Genomic DNA, 15454 nt, shown 5'->3' with positions numbered 1-15454 from the left:
GTCTCTCCGCCCTAACGTGTGGACGGCCGGGACAATCTTGATGGGCTTCTTCGCGCGATTTCGTGAGTCTTTCGCTGTAGGCGATGCGAACGATCGGTTCGGCGCCTCGTTGCTCGTTGAGCAGTTCCGAGTGCTGCGCCAGCAGGTCCCGGTCCTTTACGCCGCGCTCTTGGTCAATAGCATCAGTGTCGGGCTGTTACTTCCGAATACAGTGTCGGCGTGGCTGCGATTTGCCTTGCCAGCCGCTCTCCTTGCTGCCTGTTTCTTTCGGATAGCCCAGTGGCTCCGGTTGAAGAAGACAGATTTCACGGCCGCAGAAGCCTACGGCGAGCTTGAAAAGGTCCGTCTCGCCGCCATAGTGCTCAGCTCCGGCTTCGTGATTTGGATTCTTGCGTTGTTCGTAGTGGTCGAGCCGGCACTGCGAGTGTCAGTTGCTCTTCTCCTGTTCATGGGCTGCGTCGGTACTGCATACTGCCTTGGTAGCTTCCCGCCGGCGTCTCGCCTGGTGATGTTGATTGCCGGCGCACCGATCGCGACCCTCCTGCTGCTCTCGGGCGACGGAGTCTTGGTCTCGGTCGGGATCAATCTGCTGGCGCTGCTCGCCTTGCTCGCCAGGATGATCAACACCAATTTTCGCTCTTTCGTCAAACTGGTCGAGACCCACGGGCGGCTGTCTGCCGAGGGCGAGCGCGCCCGGGCCGCAGAGCAGACCGCAACCGCGTTCGCGGAGCGCTTCGACAGGGCGCTCAACAATATGTCCCAAGGCCTATGCTTCTTCGACGATGATCAGCGCCTGATCGTCTGCAACAGGCAGTACCTCGAGATCTATGATCTGGATCCGAAGGTGGTCCGCCCTGGCATGAAGCTGAACGACATCGTCGATCTCCGCTATTCGGTCGGCAGCGCGCCGAAAATGTCGAAGCAAGATTATCTCGTCTGGCGAAACAGCGCGCCGGTAATCGCCGAAAGCTCGGATACCACCGTGGAGTTGAGCAACGGCCGGATCGTGCGGATACGGCATCGTCCGATGGAGGGAAGGGGCTGGGTCGCGACTCACGAGGACATCACTGAGCGTCATCGGATCGAGACCGCTCTTACGGAAGCCAAGGCCGCGGCCGAGCAGGCCGAAGCAGCCGCGCGGGCCGCTCACACCCACCTGACCGAAGCCCTCGATGTCGTCCCCGAAGGGCTTGCTGTGTTCGACAAGGATGATCGTCTGGTTCTGTGGAATCGTCCGTATGCCGAGCTCTACGCCGCAAGTCGCGACGCACTGGCCGTCGGCACACCTTTCGAGATCATTCTTCGCGCCGGCCTGGCGGCGGGGCAGTACCCGGAGGCCGTGGGGCGAGAAGAACAATGGCTCGCTGACCGCCTGGCCCGCCACGCGTTGCCGCACTACTCGCATGAGCAGCATCTGATTGGTGACCGCTGGATCCGGGTTGAGGAAAGGCGGACCAGCGACGGAGGCAGCATTGGAGTCCGGATCGACATCACCGACCTGAAGCGCCGCGAGGCGTCCTTCCGCCTCCTGTTCGAGGAGAACCCTCTTCCCATGTGGGTGGCGGAGGCGACCACGCGGCGCTTCCTGGCCGTGAACGGCGCGCTGTGCCGGCACTATGGCTATTCTCGCCATGACTTGCTTCTGATGTCCGAGCACGAGCTCGAATACGGCGAGCAAAAGCAAGGACAGAGCGATTTCGAGGTCCACAAGACCGCCGAAGGACGAGAGATCCAGGTCGTGATCGACTCGAGGCCGCTCCTCTACGATGGGCAGCCGGCTGATGTCAGCGTGGCCTTCGACGTAACCGAGCGAAATCGAGCACAGCAGCGGGTGAGCTATCTCGCCTGTCATGATGCTCTGACCGAGCTGCCCAATAGGGCCGCCCTGGACGAGCAACTCGGCGCCGCCATCGAACGCGCGGAGCTCACGGATGCTAGCTTCGCGGTGCTTTGCATCGACCTCGATCATTTCAAGGAGATCAACGATCGTTTTGGTCATGCGGTTGGCGACGCCGTCCTGCGCGAAGCGTCCCGGCGGCTGCAGGAGGCGGCGCAGGGCGCATACGTCGCGCGCGTTGGTGGCGACGAATTCATCGGAATTGTTGATCAGCTGCCGCTGCCTGCAACCGCTGAATTGCTCGCCACGCGGATGCGGGCGCAGTTCGAGCGTTCGATCGAATTGGAAGGCCATGCGCTGAGGATCGACCTTTGTATCGGCGTCGCGCTGTATCCGAGAGATGCGGACAACGCCGTAGCCCTGCTGGCAAATGCGGACGCCGCGCTTTATCGCGCCAAGCATGAGGGCAGGGGATCCATTCGTCTGTTCACGAGCGCGATGGATCAGCAGCTGCGCGACCGCCGTGCGCTCGAGCACGATCTTCGAGGCGCCGTCGAGCGCGGAGAGCTATATTTGGAGTACCAGCCGCAGCAGGATCGGAAAGCCACTCTCCTGGGCTACGAGGCGCTGGTTCGCTGGCGGCATCCAGTTCGTGGCGTCGTTCTTCCAGGAGAATTTATCCCGATTGCCGAACAGAGCGGCGCTATAGCCGAGATCGACGACTGGGTCCTCATGGAAGCTTGCCTTGAAGCGGCTTCCTGGGATCAGCCGCTTCGCGTGGCGGTCAATGTCTCGGCGGCACAGTTCCGCCGCGAAAACCTCGATCGGCAGGTGCGCAAGGCGCTGCAGCACAGCGGCCTTTCAGCCGCCCGGCTGGAACTTGAAATCACGGAAGGCGTCCTGATCGAGGACGTCCCTCGCGCCAAGGGGACGATGGAGGCGCTCAAGGCACTCGGCGTCCTGATCGCGCTGGATGATTTCGGGACCGGATATTCGTCGCTTTCCTATCTCGAGGCGTTCCCGTTGGACCGGATAAAGGTTGACAGGTCTTTCGTCGCCTCTCTCGGTCAGAGCGAGCGCTCATTGGCAATTGTGCGGGCTGTGATCGGGCTTGCCCATGGGCTTGGTGTCCCGGTTCTCGCAGAAGGGATCGAGACCGAAACCCAGATGGCGCTCCTTCTCAGCGAAGGATGCGACGAGATGCAGGGATATCTGATCGGGCGCCCACGACGTCTAGCCGCAGGGCAAGAGAGGATTGCTTCTGGTCAAACGCCTTGTCGAACGGCCGCCGCTGAGTGAGCTTTGACTAACAAATTCGGCGTTGGCTCATGCGCCTGACGCAGGTGTGCCAACCAGTCTCCATACTCGCAGATACCGGATCGCCCGGAAACGGAATGCGGCCCTTCCTTTTCACTCATCCGCGCTCGTCCCCGCCGAAGGCGGGGGTGCGCCAGCACCAGCCTTGAGCCCGTCTGATCGCCGGTCTACTCCGACCCCAGTTGCTCTTGGATTTGAAGGGCGGAACGACAAGGCAAAGCTCGGACGAAATCACTCGCAAGAGTGCAGGCGCGCGTCTGCTGTTTGAATTCGCTGACGTGTCGTCAGATGCGCTGACGCGATTCCGGCCGCTCCGCGTCAGGAGCTCGGCTCGGTAGCGAGATCGCCGCCAGGCCGCCGGACGAGCAACGCGAAGACACCAAATACCGGAATGGCAAGCAGCATCGCGACAGCCGCGGTGTCGAAGGTGATGGAAGCCGACCCGGCCGAGCGGGCAAGCAGACCCTGCAGCACAGGGAAACTGAGCATGATGGCGTAGGAAATCGTGTAGAAGACACCCATGCCGACCGCCCGGATCTCCGTGGTCAACACCTGCGCCGGCAATGTCATCATGGCGCCGCCGGGCAAGCCGGAAACGATCCCGATCAGCACGAACAGCCCGATATTGGCGTGCATGTGCGGCACCGCCACCAGCGCTCCCGCGGCGACAGCCAGGGACAGGACGATCAGGCCACCTGGCTTCGACAGTCTGGACACAATGATCCCTCCGGCCGGGATCGAGAGCAGCGACATCCACAACACGATGCTGACATAGGAGCCCGCAACACTGGCCACAAAACCCTTCTCCACGAGCAGCGCCGGACCGAAGCCGAACACGGTGGCAAAGGCCGCATTCGCAATTCCCCAGAGCACGCCGACCACCGAGATCGCCAGGAGGGCGAGCCCTCGCGGCAGTGACACGGACGCGACCGCGCCGGGCCCGGCCGTGTTGGGGATCAGGAGCACGTTCAGAAGCAGCGCGACGACAACGAGACCCAGCAGGAACGCACGGGCCGGAAGCAGCCCGAACGATTGAGCGATCGGTGGCAGGCAGACCAGCGACAATGCGATGCCGCATGGCCATGCATTGACGAACACGGCCATGGCCAGCCCAAGATTCCTGCCGGAGAACCGATCGGCGATCATCTTGGTCGCGGCGACGGCGAGCACGACACCTCCGGCTCCCGCGATCGATCTCGCCGCCAGATAACCCATCCAGCTGCCATGCAGCTCGAGGGCTCCGCCGCAGGCCATGAGGACGAGACAGAAAATGACAGATGCCCGGTCGCCGAGCCGCGAGACGACAATTCCGCCAGGGAGACACAGCAACACACCCGGCGCCAGATAGGCGCCAATGAGAACACCAAGCTGGCCGTAATCGATGTCCTGGGCCTTCAGCAGCGGCGCAAGCGAGCCCACGCTCTGGAACTGCATCCCCATGATGCAGCGCCCAAGGAAAAGCGCTGTGAGAATCAGCCACTTCTTGTCCTTCAAGGATCCCCCGGGCAACGCCAGCCTCAACCCTGCGCTTTTCCCTTGTCCGGACGCGTCCACCAGGAGGCCGTCAACTACCAGCTCGCGGGCAACGTCTTCAGCCCGCGCATGACGAACTTCGGCTTCCAATCGGGATTTTCGGTGTTGTCGATCCGCAATTCAGGAATTCGCCGGAGCAGCGTAACGACGGCTATCTCTGTTTGCAATCGCGCAAGTTGAGCCCCGAGACAGAAGTGAATGCCGCCGCCAAACGATGAATTTCTTCCGCCATGTCGGGTGATATCGAGCTGTTCCGGCCGATCTCGGGATAGGCCGCCTCGTCGCGGTTGGCCGACGCCAGAAGACACAACACGTTCGCGCCCTTCGGGATCGTTTTTCCGTGGAGATCCTCGACGTCCTCGAGCGCCACGCGACCCGTGAACTGGATCGACGGCTCGTAGCGAAGAAATTCATCGACTGCGGAGCCGATCAGATCCGGCCTGTCGCGAAGCAACGCGAGTTGCTGCGGGTTTCGATGCAGCGCCAGCAAGCCGTTGCCGATCAGATTGATCGTGGTCTCGTGTCCCGCCACGAACAGCAGCATGATGCTGGCCGTCAGTTCCTCGTTCGTCAACTTGCTGCCGCTCTCCTCGGATTGCATGAGCTGCGTCGTCAGGTCATCGCCGGGACAGCGGCGGCGCTGCTCGTAGAGTCGCTCGAAATAGCTCCGGACGGTTTGAACGCGACCGTTTGCGGTCGCGAGCTCCTCGGGCGTGAATGGGGCCGACTCCAGGATTTTGACGCTGTCTTCCGAGCAGGCGTGGAAGAGCGTCCGGTCTTCCTCGGGAATTCCCAGCATGTCACAGATGATGGCGACCGGAGGATGATGGGCAAAATCCGCAACCAGATCCATTTTCCCGACGTCGAGGACAGCATCGATGGCGTCATCGACGACCTGCTGAATGCGTGGCCGCATAGCCTCGACCCGTCGAGCCGTGAACGCCTTGACAACGAGGCCGCGCAGCCTTTCATGTTGAGGCGGATCGGAGAGCAGCATCGTCCGGGACATGTGATCGAACAGCGTCTCCGCCATGATCTCAGGACCGTAGTGCCGCCGGCTGCGCTCGATGAAGTCCTTGCCGAAACGCCGATCCCTCAGGACAAAGCCGACATCGGCATGCCTGCTGATCACATAAGCGCCAAAGCGAGCCAGATGAACCGGATCGAACGCGCGCAGCCGCGCGTAATGAGAGTATGGGTCCTGGAGGAAGGCTGGCGAGAATGGATTGAAGGTCGGCTCGGTATTCTCAGGTGCTTCCAGGCTTGACATCGACAGCTCCTCACCAAGGCTGCGCGGGCAGCGCTCATGAACGGAAAAAACAAGATCTTTGATATGCACGGTGGTCACGCTGGGCTCGGCAATGTGGGGCCCGGCATGTCCTTAGGACTGCAGCGACTGATATTGGCGCGACCGTAACACTTCGACAGTGAAGACGCACCTTCACAGCGAAATTCTAAAAATCGTAATCGCAAGCCGGAGCGAGTCCTGCACGGGGCGCGCGATGGCTTCAGACAGACCGTCCCGCAGAAGGCGCCAAAGCCGCTTGCAATGTTTAGTAAATGGTGGTTCACTAAACAAATCGAGCCTGCCGGGCCTATAGAATCCGGGTGGCGCGAGGAAACGTTAGTTTAGTTACTCAGCTCGTCACGGACTGTGTCGCTCTGCTCGAAGCATTCGAGCGGGTAGGAACGCCGCGCCATGTCGATGGCCGGCCCACTCGGAGGGAACGTGCAATGAAACGGACGATGAATACGTTTGTCGTGGCATGCGGGGCTGTTGCCGCCGCGCTCGGTGTCGCAGCGGGGACCACGCCCGCGCAGGCGCAGGGCAAGACCATCACGTTGTGCTGGGCCGCATGGGACCCGGCCAACGCGCTGGTCGAATTGTCGAAGGACTTCACCGCCAAATCGGGTATCGGCATGAAGTTCGAGTTCGTGCCGTGGACCAATTACGCCGATCGCTTCCTGAACGAGCTCAATTCGCGCGGCTCGCTGTGCGACCTCATCATCGGCGATTCACAATGGATCGGTGGCGCCGCGGAGAACGGCCAATACGTCAAGCTCAACGATTTCTTCAAGAAGGAAGGAATCAGCATGGACGACTACATGCCGGCGACGGTGGTCGGCTATTCCGAGTGGCCGAAGAACTCGCCGAACTACTGGGCGCTGCCGGCGATGGGCGATGCGGTGGGCTGGACCTATCGCAAGGACTGGTTCGCGCGGCCGGACGTGCAGAAGGACTTCAAGGCAAAGTACGGCCGCGAGATCGGCGTGCCGAAGACGCTCGATGAGCTCAAGGACATCGCGCAATTCTTCCAGGGCCGCGACATCGACGGCAAGAAGGTCTATGGCGCCTCGATCTACACCGAGCGTGGCTCGGAAGGCATCACCATGGGTGTCTCGAACTACCTCTACGACTACGGTTTCAAATACGACGATCCTAAGAAGCCCTATGCGATGGACGGGCTCGTGAATTCGCCCGGCGCGGTGAAGGGGCTCGAAGCCTACAAGGAGCTCTACAAGTGCTGCACGCCGCCGGGCGCCTCCAACTCCTACATGTCGGAGGGACTTGATGCCTTCAAGTCCGGCCAGGTCGCGCTGCAGATGAACTTCTTCGCCTTCTTCCCGGGCCTCTACAAGGACCCGAATGTCGGTGGCGACAAGATCGGCTTCTTCGTCAATCCGGCCGGTCCCGCCGGACAGGCGACACAACTCGGCGGCCAGGGCATCTCGGTGGTGTCCTACTCCAAGAACCAGGCCGAAGCGCTGCAATACATCAAGTGGTTCTCCGGGGGGGACGTCCAGAAGAAGTGGTGGGCGCTCGGCGGCTATTCCTGCGCCAAATCGGTGCTGAACGATCCGAGCTTCCCCGGTAGCGCGCCCTTCGCCAAGGAGTTCCTGCAGTCAATGGGCATGGTCGTCGACTTCTGGGCGGAGCCGTCCTACGCCCAGTTGCTGCAGGCGGAGCAGAAGCGCGTGCACGACTATGTGGTGGCCGACAAGGGCACCGCACAGGAAGCGCTCGACGGTCTGGTGAAGGACTGGAAAGCGATCTTCAAGGAAGAAGGCAAGAAGTTCTGAAGCACGCTGGCCGGGGCGCGTGCGCTCGCGCTCCGGCCTTTCCTTCAAGATGACCGGAACAGTCGCATCGTCGACGCCGGGTGCCAGGATCGGTCGCTGCAATGAATGAATTGAGTGCCTCTTCGCGGATCACCTATCGGGCCGTCATGGTCCGGCCAGGCGTCGCGCGCCGTATCCGGGGCCTGTCGGACAGGATGCTCGCCTGGCTCTTCATCACGCCGACGATCGTGCTGCTGCTGGCGATCAACATCTTTCCGCTGCTCTGGACCATCTATCTGTCTTTCACGAATTACCGCGCCAACAGGGCCAACGTGCCGACGATCTGGCTCGGCGCCGACTGGTACCAATCGATCCTGACCGATCCGGACATCTGGGCGGCAATGCAGGTCACCGCGCATTTCGTGATCTGGACGGTGGTGATCGAGACCGTCCTCGGATTTGGCCTGGCCTATCTCATTGACAAGAAGTTCCGCGGCCATGGGATGTGGACCACGATCATCCTGCTGCCGATGATGCTGTCGCCGGCCGTGGTCGGCAATTTCTGGACGTTCCTGTACCAGCCGCAGATCGGCCTGTTCAATTACGTCGTCGCCTTCCTTACCGGCCGCGCCGCCTCGTCCTTCCAGATGCTGGGCGACGTCACGCTGAGCCCCTGGGCCATCGTCATCGTCGATGCCTGGATGTGGACGCCCTATGTGATGCTGATTTGCCTCGCCGGCCTGCGTTCGATCCCTGATTACATCTATGAGGCCGCCGAGGTCGACCGCGCGTCGAAATGGCGGCAGTTCTGGTCGATCACGCTGCCGATGGCGCTGCCGTTCATCATGCTGGCGGTGCTGTTCCGCGGCATCGAGAATTTCAAGATGTTCGACATGGTCAATCTGCTCACCGGCGGCGGGCCGGGATCGACCACGGAAGTCGCCTCGATCACGCTCAAGCGTGCCGCGTTCGAGAGTTGGCGCACCGGCTATTCCTCGGCCTTCGCGATCATCCTGTTCGTGACGGTCTTCGGTCTCGCCAACATCTACGTGAAGGCGTTGAACAAGGTGAAAAGCCGATGACATCAGTCACCACAGCCCATTCGGTCGTCGAGCCGTCGGCCACGACGCGGCGCCTTGCCGGCTCGCTCGTCGTGCTCTACGCCGTCATCACCATGATCCCGCTGGTCTGGATCATGCTCACCGCGTTCAAGTCGCCTGACGATGCGATCTCCTATCCGCCCAAGGTGCTGTTCAAGCCATCGCTCGAAGGCTTCTGCAACCTGTTCACGACGCGCTCGCGCCAGACGCCGGAGTTCATCCGCTCGCTGGGACCGCCGCAGGGGCTGTGCGACAGCATCGTGCGCGACCGCAACATGGTGGTCGCCGGTCGCTCGAATTACGTGCCGCGCTTCGTCAATTCCCTGATCATTGCGTTCGGCTCGACCGTGCTCGCCGTTGCGCTCGGCACCTTGTCGGCCTACGGCTTCTCGCGCTTCCGCGTGCCGCTGAAGGATGACCTGCTGTTCTTCATCCTGTCGACCCGGATGATGCCGCCGATCGCGGTCGCGATCCCGATTTATCTGATGTACCGCACCATCGGTTTGTCGGATACGCGACTCGGGATGATCCTGCTCTACACCTCGGTGAACGTCTCGCTCGCAGTCTGGCTGCTCAAAGGCTTCATCGACGAAATCCCGCGCGAGTACGAGGAGGCGGCGATGATCGACGGCTACACCCGCTTCCAGGCCTTCGTGAAGGTGGTGCTGCCGCAGGCGACCACGGGAATCGCGGCAACCGCGATCTTCTGCCTGATCTTCGCCTGGAACGAATACGCCTTCGCGGTGCTTCTCACCTCAGGCAACGCGCAGACCGCGCCGCCGTTCATTCCGATCATCATCGGCGAGGGCGGGCAGGACTGGCCCGCGGTGGCCGCCGGCACGACGCTGTTTCTGGTGCCGATCGTGGTGTTCACGGTCTTGCTTCGCAAGCACCTGCTGCGCGGCATCACCTTTGGAGCTGTGCGCAAATGAGCATCGATCTCGCCCCCTCCGTCGCGCGTCGTGGTGTTGCCGACCGCATTCTGCGCCGCGGTCCACTCGAAGCCGTCGCGACGACGATCATCGCCGCCGGCGTGGTGATGCTGATGCAGCCATTGTCCCTGACACTTTATTCCTGGTCGTTTGCGACGACCCTGTTCGGCACGGTGATGTTCACCATCGTGTCCAAGGTAAGGGAGTAGCGCGCGATGGCACAGATCAAGGTCGAGGCGCTCGACAAATCCTTTGGCAGCTTTCATGCGGTGAAGTCTGCCAGCTTCACGGTGGAGGACGGCCAGTTCCTCTGCCTGCTCGGACCGTCCGGCTGCGGCAAGACCACCACGCTGCGCATGATCGCGGGCCTGGAGCTGCCGACGGCAGGCACCATCCGGCTCGACGGCGAGGACGTGACGATGAATCGCGCCTCGGCACGCGACATCGCCTTCGTGTTCCAGCTGTTCGCGCTCTATCCGCACATGAATGTCCGGCGCAACATCGGCTTTCCCCTGACATGCGAAGGGATCGGCGCGGCCGAACGCGACCGGCGGGTTGTAGAGGCCGCGCGCATCCTGCGGATTTCCCATCTCCTCGACCGCTCGGTCTCGGGCCTCGCCGGGGGCGACCGGCAGCGCGTCGCGCTGGGGCGGGCGATCGTGCGCAAGCCGAAGTGCTTTCTGATGGACGAGCCACTCGGTGCACTCGATACCGAGATGCGCGATGCCATGATTCATGAACTGCGGGCTCTTCATGATCGCCTGGGAGCGACCACCGTCTATGTCACCCATGACCAGCTCGAAGCCATGGCGATGGCTGACAGGATCGCGGTGATGAACAACGGCGTCGTCGAGCAGGTCGCAAGTCCGCGCGACATCTATGACCGGCCGGCTTCGCTGTTCGTTGCCGACTTCATCGGCTCGCCACCGATGAACTTCCTGCCGTTCCGTAGTGGCTTGCAGACCGGCGCAGAGGCGATCCGGCTCGGCGAGCGCGACGTGGCCATTCCGGCGGCCCGCGAGGCGATGAGGGAAAGCGAGCTCGTGCTCGGCGTGCGGCCCGAGCATGTGCGGTTCGCCGATCGCGGCATGGTGCGCGGCGAGGTCTATGGCACGGAATATCTGGGCACGATGCAGATCGTGACCGTGACGACCCATTACGGTGCGCTCAAAGCCCGCTCACCGAGCAGCCGGTCGTTTCGGACCGGCGAGACTGTCGGGCTCGACTTCCGGCCGGATACGCTGTCGATCTTCGACAAGGCATCGGGCCGGGCGATACGCACTGCACTGCATGACGGAGGTGCGCATGGCTGAGGTCGAGATCAACGCTGTCTCCAAGGCCTTCGGCAGGACGCAGGCTCTCAGCGATCTGTCGCTGACCGTGGCCAACGGCGAATTCGTCGCATTGCTTGGGCCGACCGGCGCCGGCAAGACAACGGCATTGCGCTTGATAGCCGGATTGGAGCAGCCGGATCGCGGCGCGATCCGCATCGACGGACGTGACGTGACCGGCGATGCACCGGCCGATCGTGACGTCGCCTTCGTCTTCCAGCAATATTCACTGTATCCGCATCTCACCGTGTTCGAGAACATGGCTTTCTCGTTGCGAGCGCCGACCCGCCGCGTGGCCGAAGCCGACATTCGCGCCAAGGTGCAGGAGATCGCACGTCTGCTTCACATCGAGACCAAGCTCGACAACAAGGCGACACAGCTGTCGGGCGGGCAGATGCAGCGCGTCGCGATCGGCCGGGCGCTGGTCCGTTCGCCCTCGATCTACCTGATGGACGAGCCGCTCTCCTCGCTGGATGCCAAGCTGCGCGGCGAGCTGCGGCTCGAACTCAAGAGGATCCAGGTCGATCTCGGCGCGACGATCCTCTATGTCACGCACGACCAGACCGAGGCGATGACCATGGCCTCGCGCATCGGCGTGATCGAAGGCGGGCGGCTGATGCAGATCGGCACGCCGCGGGAGATCTACGAGAACCCGATCAACGCGCATGTCGCGGCGCGGCTGGGCCAGCCGGTGATCAATCTGCTGCCCGCGGCGCTGTTCGGCCGCGCGCCTGATGGGGTCGAGACGATTGGCGCGCGGACCGAACATTTGACGATTGCGCGCGGCGGCGGCGACATCTCGGCGACCGTCAAGCGGGTCGAGCACCTCGGCGACCAGAGCCATCTCCATCTCGATCTCGCCGGCCGACCGGTCGTGACGCTAGCGGATCCCGAGGCGGGCTTCGACGCCGGAGACGTCGTGTCGCTCCGTCTGAACAAGCCGCTGTATTTCGATGCGAACGGCGGGAGGGTAGCGGCATGAGCCTCGATCGGGATGCCAGGGAAAAATTGGTGCGAGCGCTGGCAGGCTCAGTGATTGAACACGCGGACGAGCTGACGAGCCTCGATCAGGCGATTGGCGACGGCGATCACGGGCTGAACATGAAGCGCGGTTTCGAGGCGGTGCTCGCGGCGTTGCCCGGCCTTGCCGACAAGTCGCTCCCCGAGATGCTGAAGGCGATCGGAATGACCTTGGTCATGAAGGTCGGCGGTGCGTCGGGGCCACTGGTCGGAACCTTCTTCATGGAACTGGGCACGGCGCTTCCGGAGCAGCCGAGCCGCGCCGATCTCGTTGCGGCGACGGAGAAGGCGATCGAGGCCGTCAAGGCGCGCGGCCGTTCCGAGGCGGGACAGAAGACGCTGCTCGATGTCCTGGTGCCCGTGCACGCCGTGCTGGCGGGCGGCGGCGATGCCAAGGCGATCGCAGCCGAGGCTGCGGAAGCGGCCGATCGCACCACGCCGATGCAGGCGATTCGCGGCCGCGCGTCGTTTCTGGGCGAACGTTCCATCGGTCATATGGATCCGGGCTCGCGCTCGGCGTCGCTTCTGATCGGCGCAGCAGTCGAGACACTGGAGTTCGAGGTCAACCCATGAGCAACGTCGGAATTGTCATCGTGTCGCATTCGCCGAAGATCGCGGAAGGTGCGGCCGATATGGTGCGCCAGATGGTGGGAGACGCGGTGCCGCTGGCCTGGACCGGCGGCGATGTCGATGGCGGGCTCGGTACGAACGTCGCTGGGATTCTCGAGGCGATCGAGAACGCCTGGTCATCGGCGGGCGTCGCCATCCTCGTCGATCTCGGTGGTGCCGAGACCAATTCGGAGATGGCGGTCGAGATGCTGCCTGAAGACCGGCGCGCGCGCGTGCTGGTCTGTAATGCCCCGGTGGTCGAGGGGGCTGTGATCGCCGCGACCGAATCTTCGGGTGGCTCATCGCTGGCCGCCGTCAAGCGCAGTGCGGAGGAATTCTATGCATGATGCCAACGCCAACCGGGTGGCTCAGACGTTTGCGCCGCTGACCGCCTCGGCGGTCCTCGTCAATCCGGTCGGCCTGCACGCGCGGCCGTCGGTGAAGCTCACGCAATGCGCCAAAGGCTTTGCCGCCAAGATCGAAATTGCGCTTGCCGCCGAGGGGCCCTGGACCGACGCCAAGAGCCCGGTGAAGGTGATGCGCGTAAAGGCGCCGCAGGGCGCGACCCTGCATTTCCGCGTCGCCGGTCCCGATGGCGACGCGGCGCTCGCGGCCATGCTGGCGCTGGTGCATGACGGTTTTGGCGAGGCGTAGAATCGTGGGCGAGATCCATCTCACCGGCCATCCCGCCTCGCCTGGCCTCGCCATCGGCCCGGTCGCGGTGCTGACGAGAGAAGTCGCGAGCAGGGTGACGAAGGGCGATCCGGCTCAGGAAGCCGCAGCGCTGAAGGCGGCCATCGACGGGGCGGCAGCCGAACTCGCTGAACTGATCGCGACGGTTCACGGCGAGGCCGCGGAGATCCTGGAGTTCCAGGTCGCGATGCTGGGTGACGATGCGCTTGCGGAAAGTGCGTATGAAGCTGTGGCCACCGGCACGGCTGCGGACGAGGCCTGGCGCACGGCACTCGACGCGGAGATCGCAGGCTATCGTGCGGCGGACGAGGAGTATTTCCGGGCGCGCGCCGCGGATCTCGTCGACATTCGCGATCGCGTGCTCGCAGGATTGAGTGGTGCGGATGCGATCGCAAGGATATCAGGCGAATCCGTCGTCACCGGTGACGATATCTCGCCCTCGACGTTCCTCGCCGTCGACTGGACCCGTGGCGGTGCCATTGCGCTGGCGAGCGGGTCGCCGTCGTCGCATGTCGCGATGCTCGCGCGCTCGCGCGGTGCCCCGATGGTGGTTGGACTGGGTCCATTGCCGTGGAACGGACAGCCGCCGTCAGTGGCGCTGGTCGACGGTGACGCCGGCACCGTGATCTTCGATCCCAAGCCCGAGACGCGCCGCCTTTTCGAGGACCGCATGGCGGCGGCGAATGCTGCACGGATCGCTGCCGATGCCGGTCGTCTCAAACCGGCGCTGACGGCGGACGGCCGTCGCATCGCCGTCCTCCTCAACGTCGCTGCGCCCGAAGACGTCGAAGGCCTCGATCCCGCAATTTGCGATGGCATTGGTCTCGTGCGGACGGAGTTTCTGTTCGAAGGATCGAGGGGACTTCCCGGCGAGGATGCGCAATATGCGGTCTACCGGCGCATCCTCGAATGGGCCGCTGGACGGCCGGTCACGATCCGCACCCTCGATGCCGGCGGCGACAAGCCAATCCCCGGCGTCACGGTGGATGATGAGCGCAATCCGTTCCTGGGTTTGCGCGGGATCCGGCTGTCGCTGGCGCGGCCGGAGGTGTTTCGCGTGCAGTTGCGGGCGCTTTGCCGTGCGGCTGTCCACGGGACGCTCAAGGTGATGCTTCCGATGATCGCGATCCCTGCGGAGCTCGATCGCGCCAACGCCATGCTGGATGCGGAGTTCGCGGCACTCAAGGCTGCGGGCACCGCCTGCGCCCGTCCGTTGCTCGGCATCATGGTCGAAATCCCGTCGGCGGCGCTATGTGCAGAGGACTTCGGCGCGGCGTTCTATTCCATCGGGTCGAACGACCTGACCCAATACACAATGGCCGCGGCGCGCGACATCGGCGCTGTCGCCGATCTCAACGATGCCGGCCATCCCGCGGTGCTGGCGCTGATCGCGCGAACGGTCGAAGCCGGGCGCAAGCGCGGCGTCGAGGTCTCGCTCTGCGGCGATGCCGCGGCGGATACGCGTCTGACCAAGGCGCTGCTGGCGACAGGCTTGACGACTCTTTCGGTCTCGCCGATTGCGGTGGCCAGGCTCAAGGCCGCCATCGCCGGGGTGACTGCATGACGGATGATAACGACGAAGACACAAGCCGGCCGGGCGACAGCAATGTCGCCGACTACAAGCTGATCCTGCGGCGGGCGCTCGACAACCGGCCATCCGGAACGCGCTTGAAACTCGCGGCGGCGCTGGGCAAGAACCGCTCCTTCGTCAGCCAGATCACCAATCCGGCCTATCTGGTGCCGATTCCGGCCAAGCATGTCGCGATCATCTTCGAGGTCTGCCATCTCTCGGGCGCCGAGCGGACGGCTTTCCTCCAGGCCTATGGGCGCGCGCATCCGGGTCGGCTGCGCGGTGCCCATCGCGAGGCGCGCACGCGCACGGTTACCGTGACGGTGCCGGATCTCGGCGATGACAAGAAAAATCGCGCGCTCGAGCAGCTCGTCATCGACTTTGCCGCCCAGCTTGCGCGCTACGCCGAGAGCATCGGCTGACGAATTCGGAACACAAGATAAATAATCGGG

General features: G+C 63.4%; 13 protein-coding genes and 1 pseudogene. 12 read left to right on the top strand and 2 right to left on the bottom strand.

The features are described 5' to 3' along the window. Positions 1-40 precede the first annotated feature (40 nt). On the top strand, positions 41-3136 hold the full coding sequence (locus ACVW16_RS11115; RefSeq protein ID WP_456738802.1) for an EAL domain-containing protein: 3096 nt from the start codon (positions 41-43) through the stop codon (positions 3134-3136). Positions 3137-3472: 336 nt separating this feature from the next. On the opposite strand, the gene ACVW16_RS11110 is transcribed toward ACVW16_RS11115, so the two are convergent. Next, the gene (locus tag ACVW16_RS11110) at positions 3473-4648 is read right to left on the bottom strand and encodes an MFS transporter (RefSeq protein ID WP_456748962.1); all 1176 of its coding nucleotides are present in this window, start codon (positions 4646-4648) and stop codon (positions 3473-3475) included. A 74-nt stretch (positions 4649-4722) separates the two neighbouring features. Continuing rightward, positions 4723-5957: pseudogene (locus tag ACVW16_RS11105) on the bottom strand (cytochrome P450). A 464-nt stretch (positions 5958-6421) separates the two neighbouring features. Between ACVW16_RS11105 and ACVW16_RS11100 the strand changes: the two are divergent. From ACVW16_RS11100 to ACVW16_RS11050, 11 genes are all read left to right on the top strand, one after another. Beyond that, complete coding sequence (locus tag ACVW16_RS11100; protein ID WP_456736142.1) at positions 6422-7768, top strand: ABC transporter substrate-binding protein; 1347 nt, start codon at positions 6422-6424, stop codon at positions 7766-7768. Between the two features lie 101 nt (positions 7769-7869). Beyond that, positions 7870-8829 carry a carbohydrate ABC transporter permease gene (locus ACVW16_RS11095; RefSeq protein ID WP_456699268.1) on the top strand — a complete coding sequence of 320 codons (960 nt, stop codon included), beginning with the start codon at positions 7870-7872 and terminating at the stop codon, positions 8827-8829. Further along, entirely contained in the window at positions 8826-9779 is a 954-nt protein-coding gene (locus ACVW16_RS11090) for a carbohydrate ABC transporter permease (protein WP_456699267.1), read from the top strand. Before ACVW16_RS11095 ends, ACVW16_RS11090 begins: the two co-directional genes overlap by 4 nt. After that, positions 9776-9988 (top strand): hypothetical protein, encoded by a 213-nt coding sequence (locus tag ACVW16_RS11085; RefSeq protein ID WP_456736141.1) that lies wholly within the window; start codon positions 9776-9778, stop codon positions 9986-9988. Before ACVW16_RS11090 ends, ACVW16_RS11085 begins: the two co-directional genes overlap by 4 nt. Before the next feature lie 6 nt (positions 9989-9994). After that, positions 9995-11092, top strand: coding sequence for an ABC transporter ATP-binding protein (locus tag ACVW16_RS11080; RefSeq protein WP_456699265.1), 1098 nt, complete (start codon positions 9995-9997; stop codon positions 11090-11092). Then, positions 11085-12092 carry an ABC transporter ATP-binding protein gene (locus ACVW16_RS11075; protein ID WP_456699264.1) on the top strand — a complete coding sequence of 336 codons (1008 nt, stop codon included), beginning with the start codon at positions 11085-11087 and terminating at the stop codon, positions 12090-12092. The genes ACVW16_RS11080 and ACVW16_RS11075 overlap by 8 nt, the downstream gene beginning before the upstream one ends. Beyond that, positions 12089-12703: a dihydroxyacetone kinase subunit DhaL gene (gene dhaL, locus ACVW16_RS11070; RefSeq protein ID WP_456736140.1), complete on the top strand. Its 615-nt coding sequence runs from the start codon at positions 12089-12091 to the stop codon at positions 12701-12703. The genes ACVW16_RS11075 and dhaL overlap by 4 nt, the downstream gene beginning before the upstream one ends. Further along, the gene (gene dhaM / locus ACVW16_RS11065) at positions 12700-13086 is read left to right on the top strand and encodes a dihydroxyacetone kinase phosphoryl donor subunit DhaM (RefSeq protein ID WP_456699262.1); all 387 of its coding nucleotides are present in this window, start codon (positions 12700-12702) and stop codon (positions 13084-13086) included. Before dhaL ends, dhaM begins: the two co-directional genes overlap by 4 nt. Next, positions 13079-13393 (top strand): HPr family phosphocarrier protein, encoded by a 315-nt coding sequence (locus tag ACVW16_RS11060; protein WP_456699261.1) that lies wholly within the window; start codon positions 13079-13081, stop codon positions 13391-13393. Before dhaM ends, ACVW16_RS11060 begins: the two co-directional genes overlap by 8 nt. Beyond that, positions 13371-14996 (top strand): phosphoenolpyruvate--protein phosphotransferase, encoded by a 1626-nt coding sequence (gene ptsP / locus ACVW16_RS11055; protein ID WP_456699260.1) that lies wholly within the window; start codon positions 13371-13373, stop codon positions 14994-14996. Before ACVW16_RS11060 ends, ptsP begins: the two co-directional genes overlap by 23 nt. Beyond that, complete coding sequence (locus tag ACVW16_RS11050; RefSeq protein ID WP_456699259.1) at positions 14993-15424, top strand: hypothetical protein; 432 nt, start codon at positions 14993-14995, stop codon at positions 15422-15424. Before ptsP ends, ACVW16_RS11050 begins: the two co-directional genes overlap by 4 nt. Positions 15425-15454: the final 30 nt, after the last annotated feature.

This window comes from Bradyrhizobium sp. USDA 4474 (assembly GCF_054057515.1).
The sequence above is the reverse complement of the archived record's forward strand: the minus strand, read 5'-3'. Positions and strand labels throughout refer to the sequence as shown.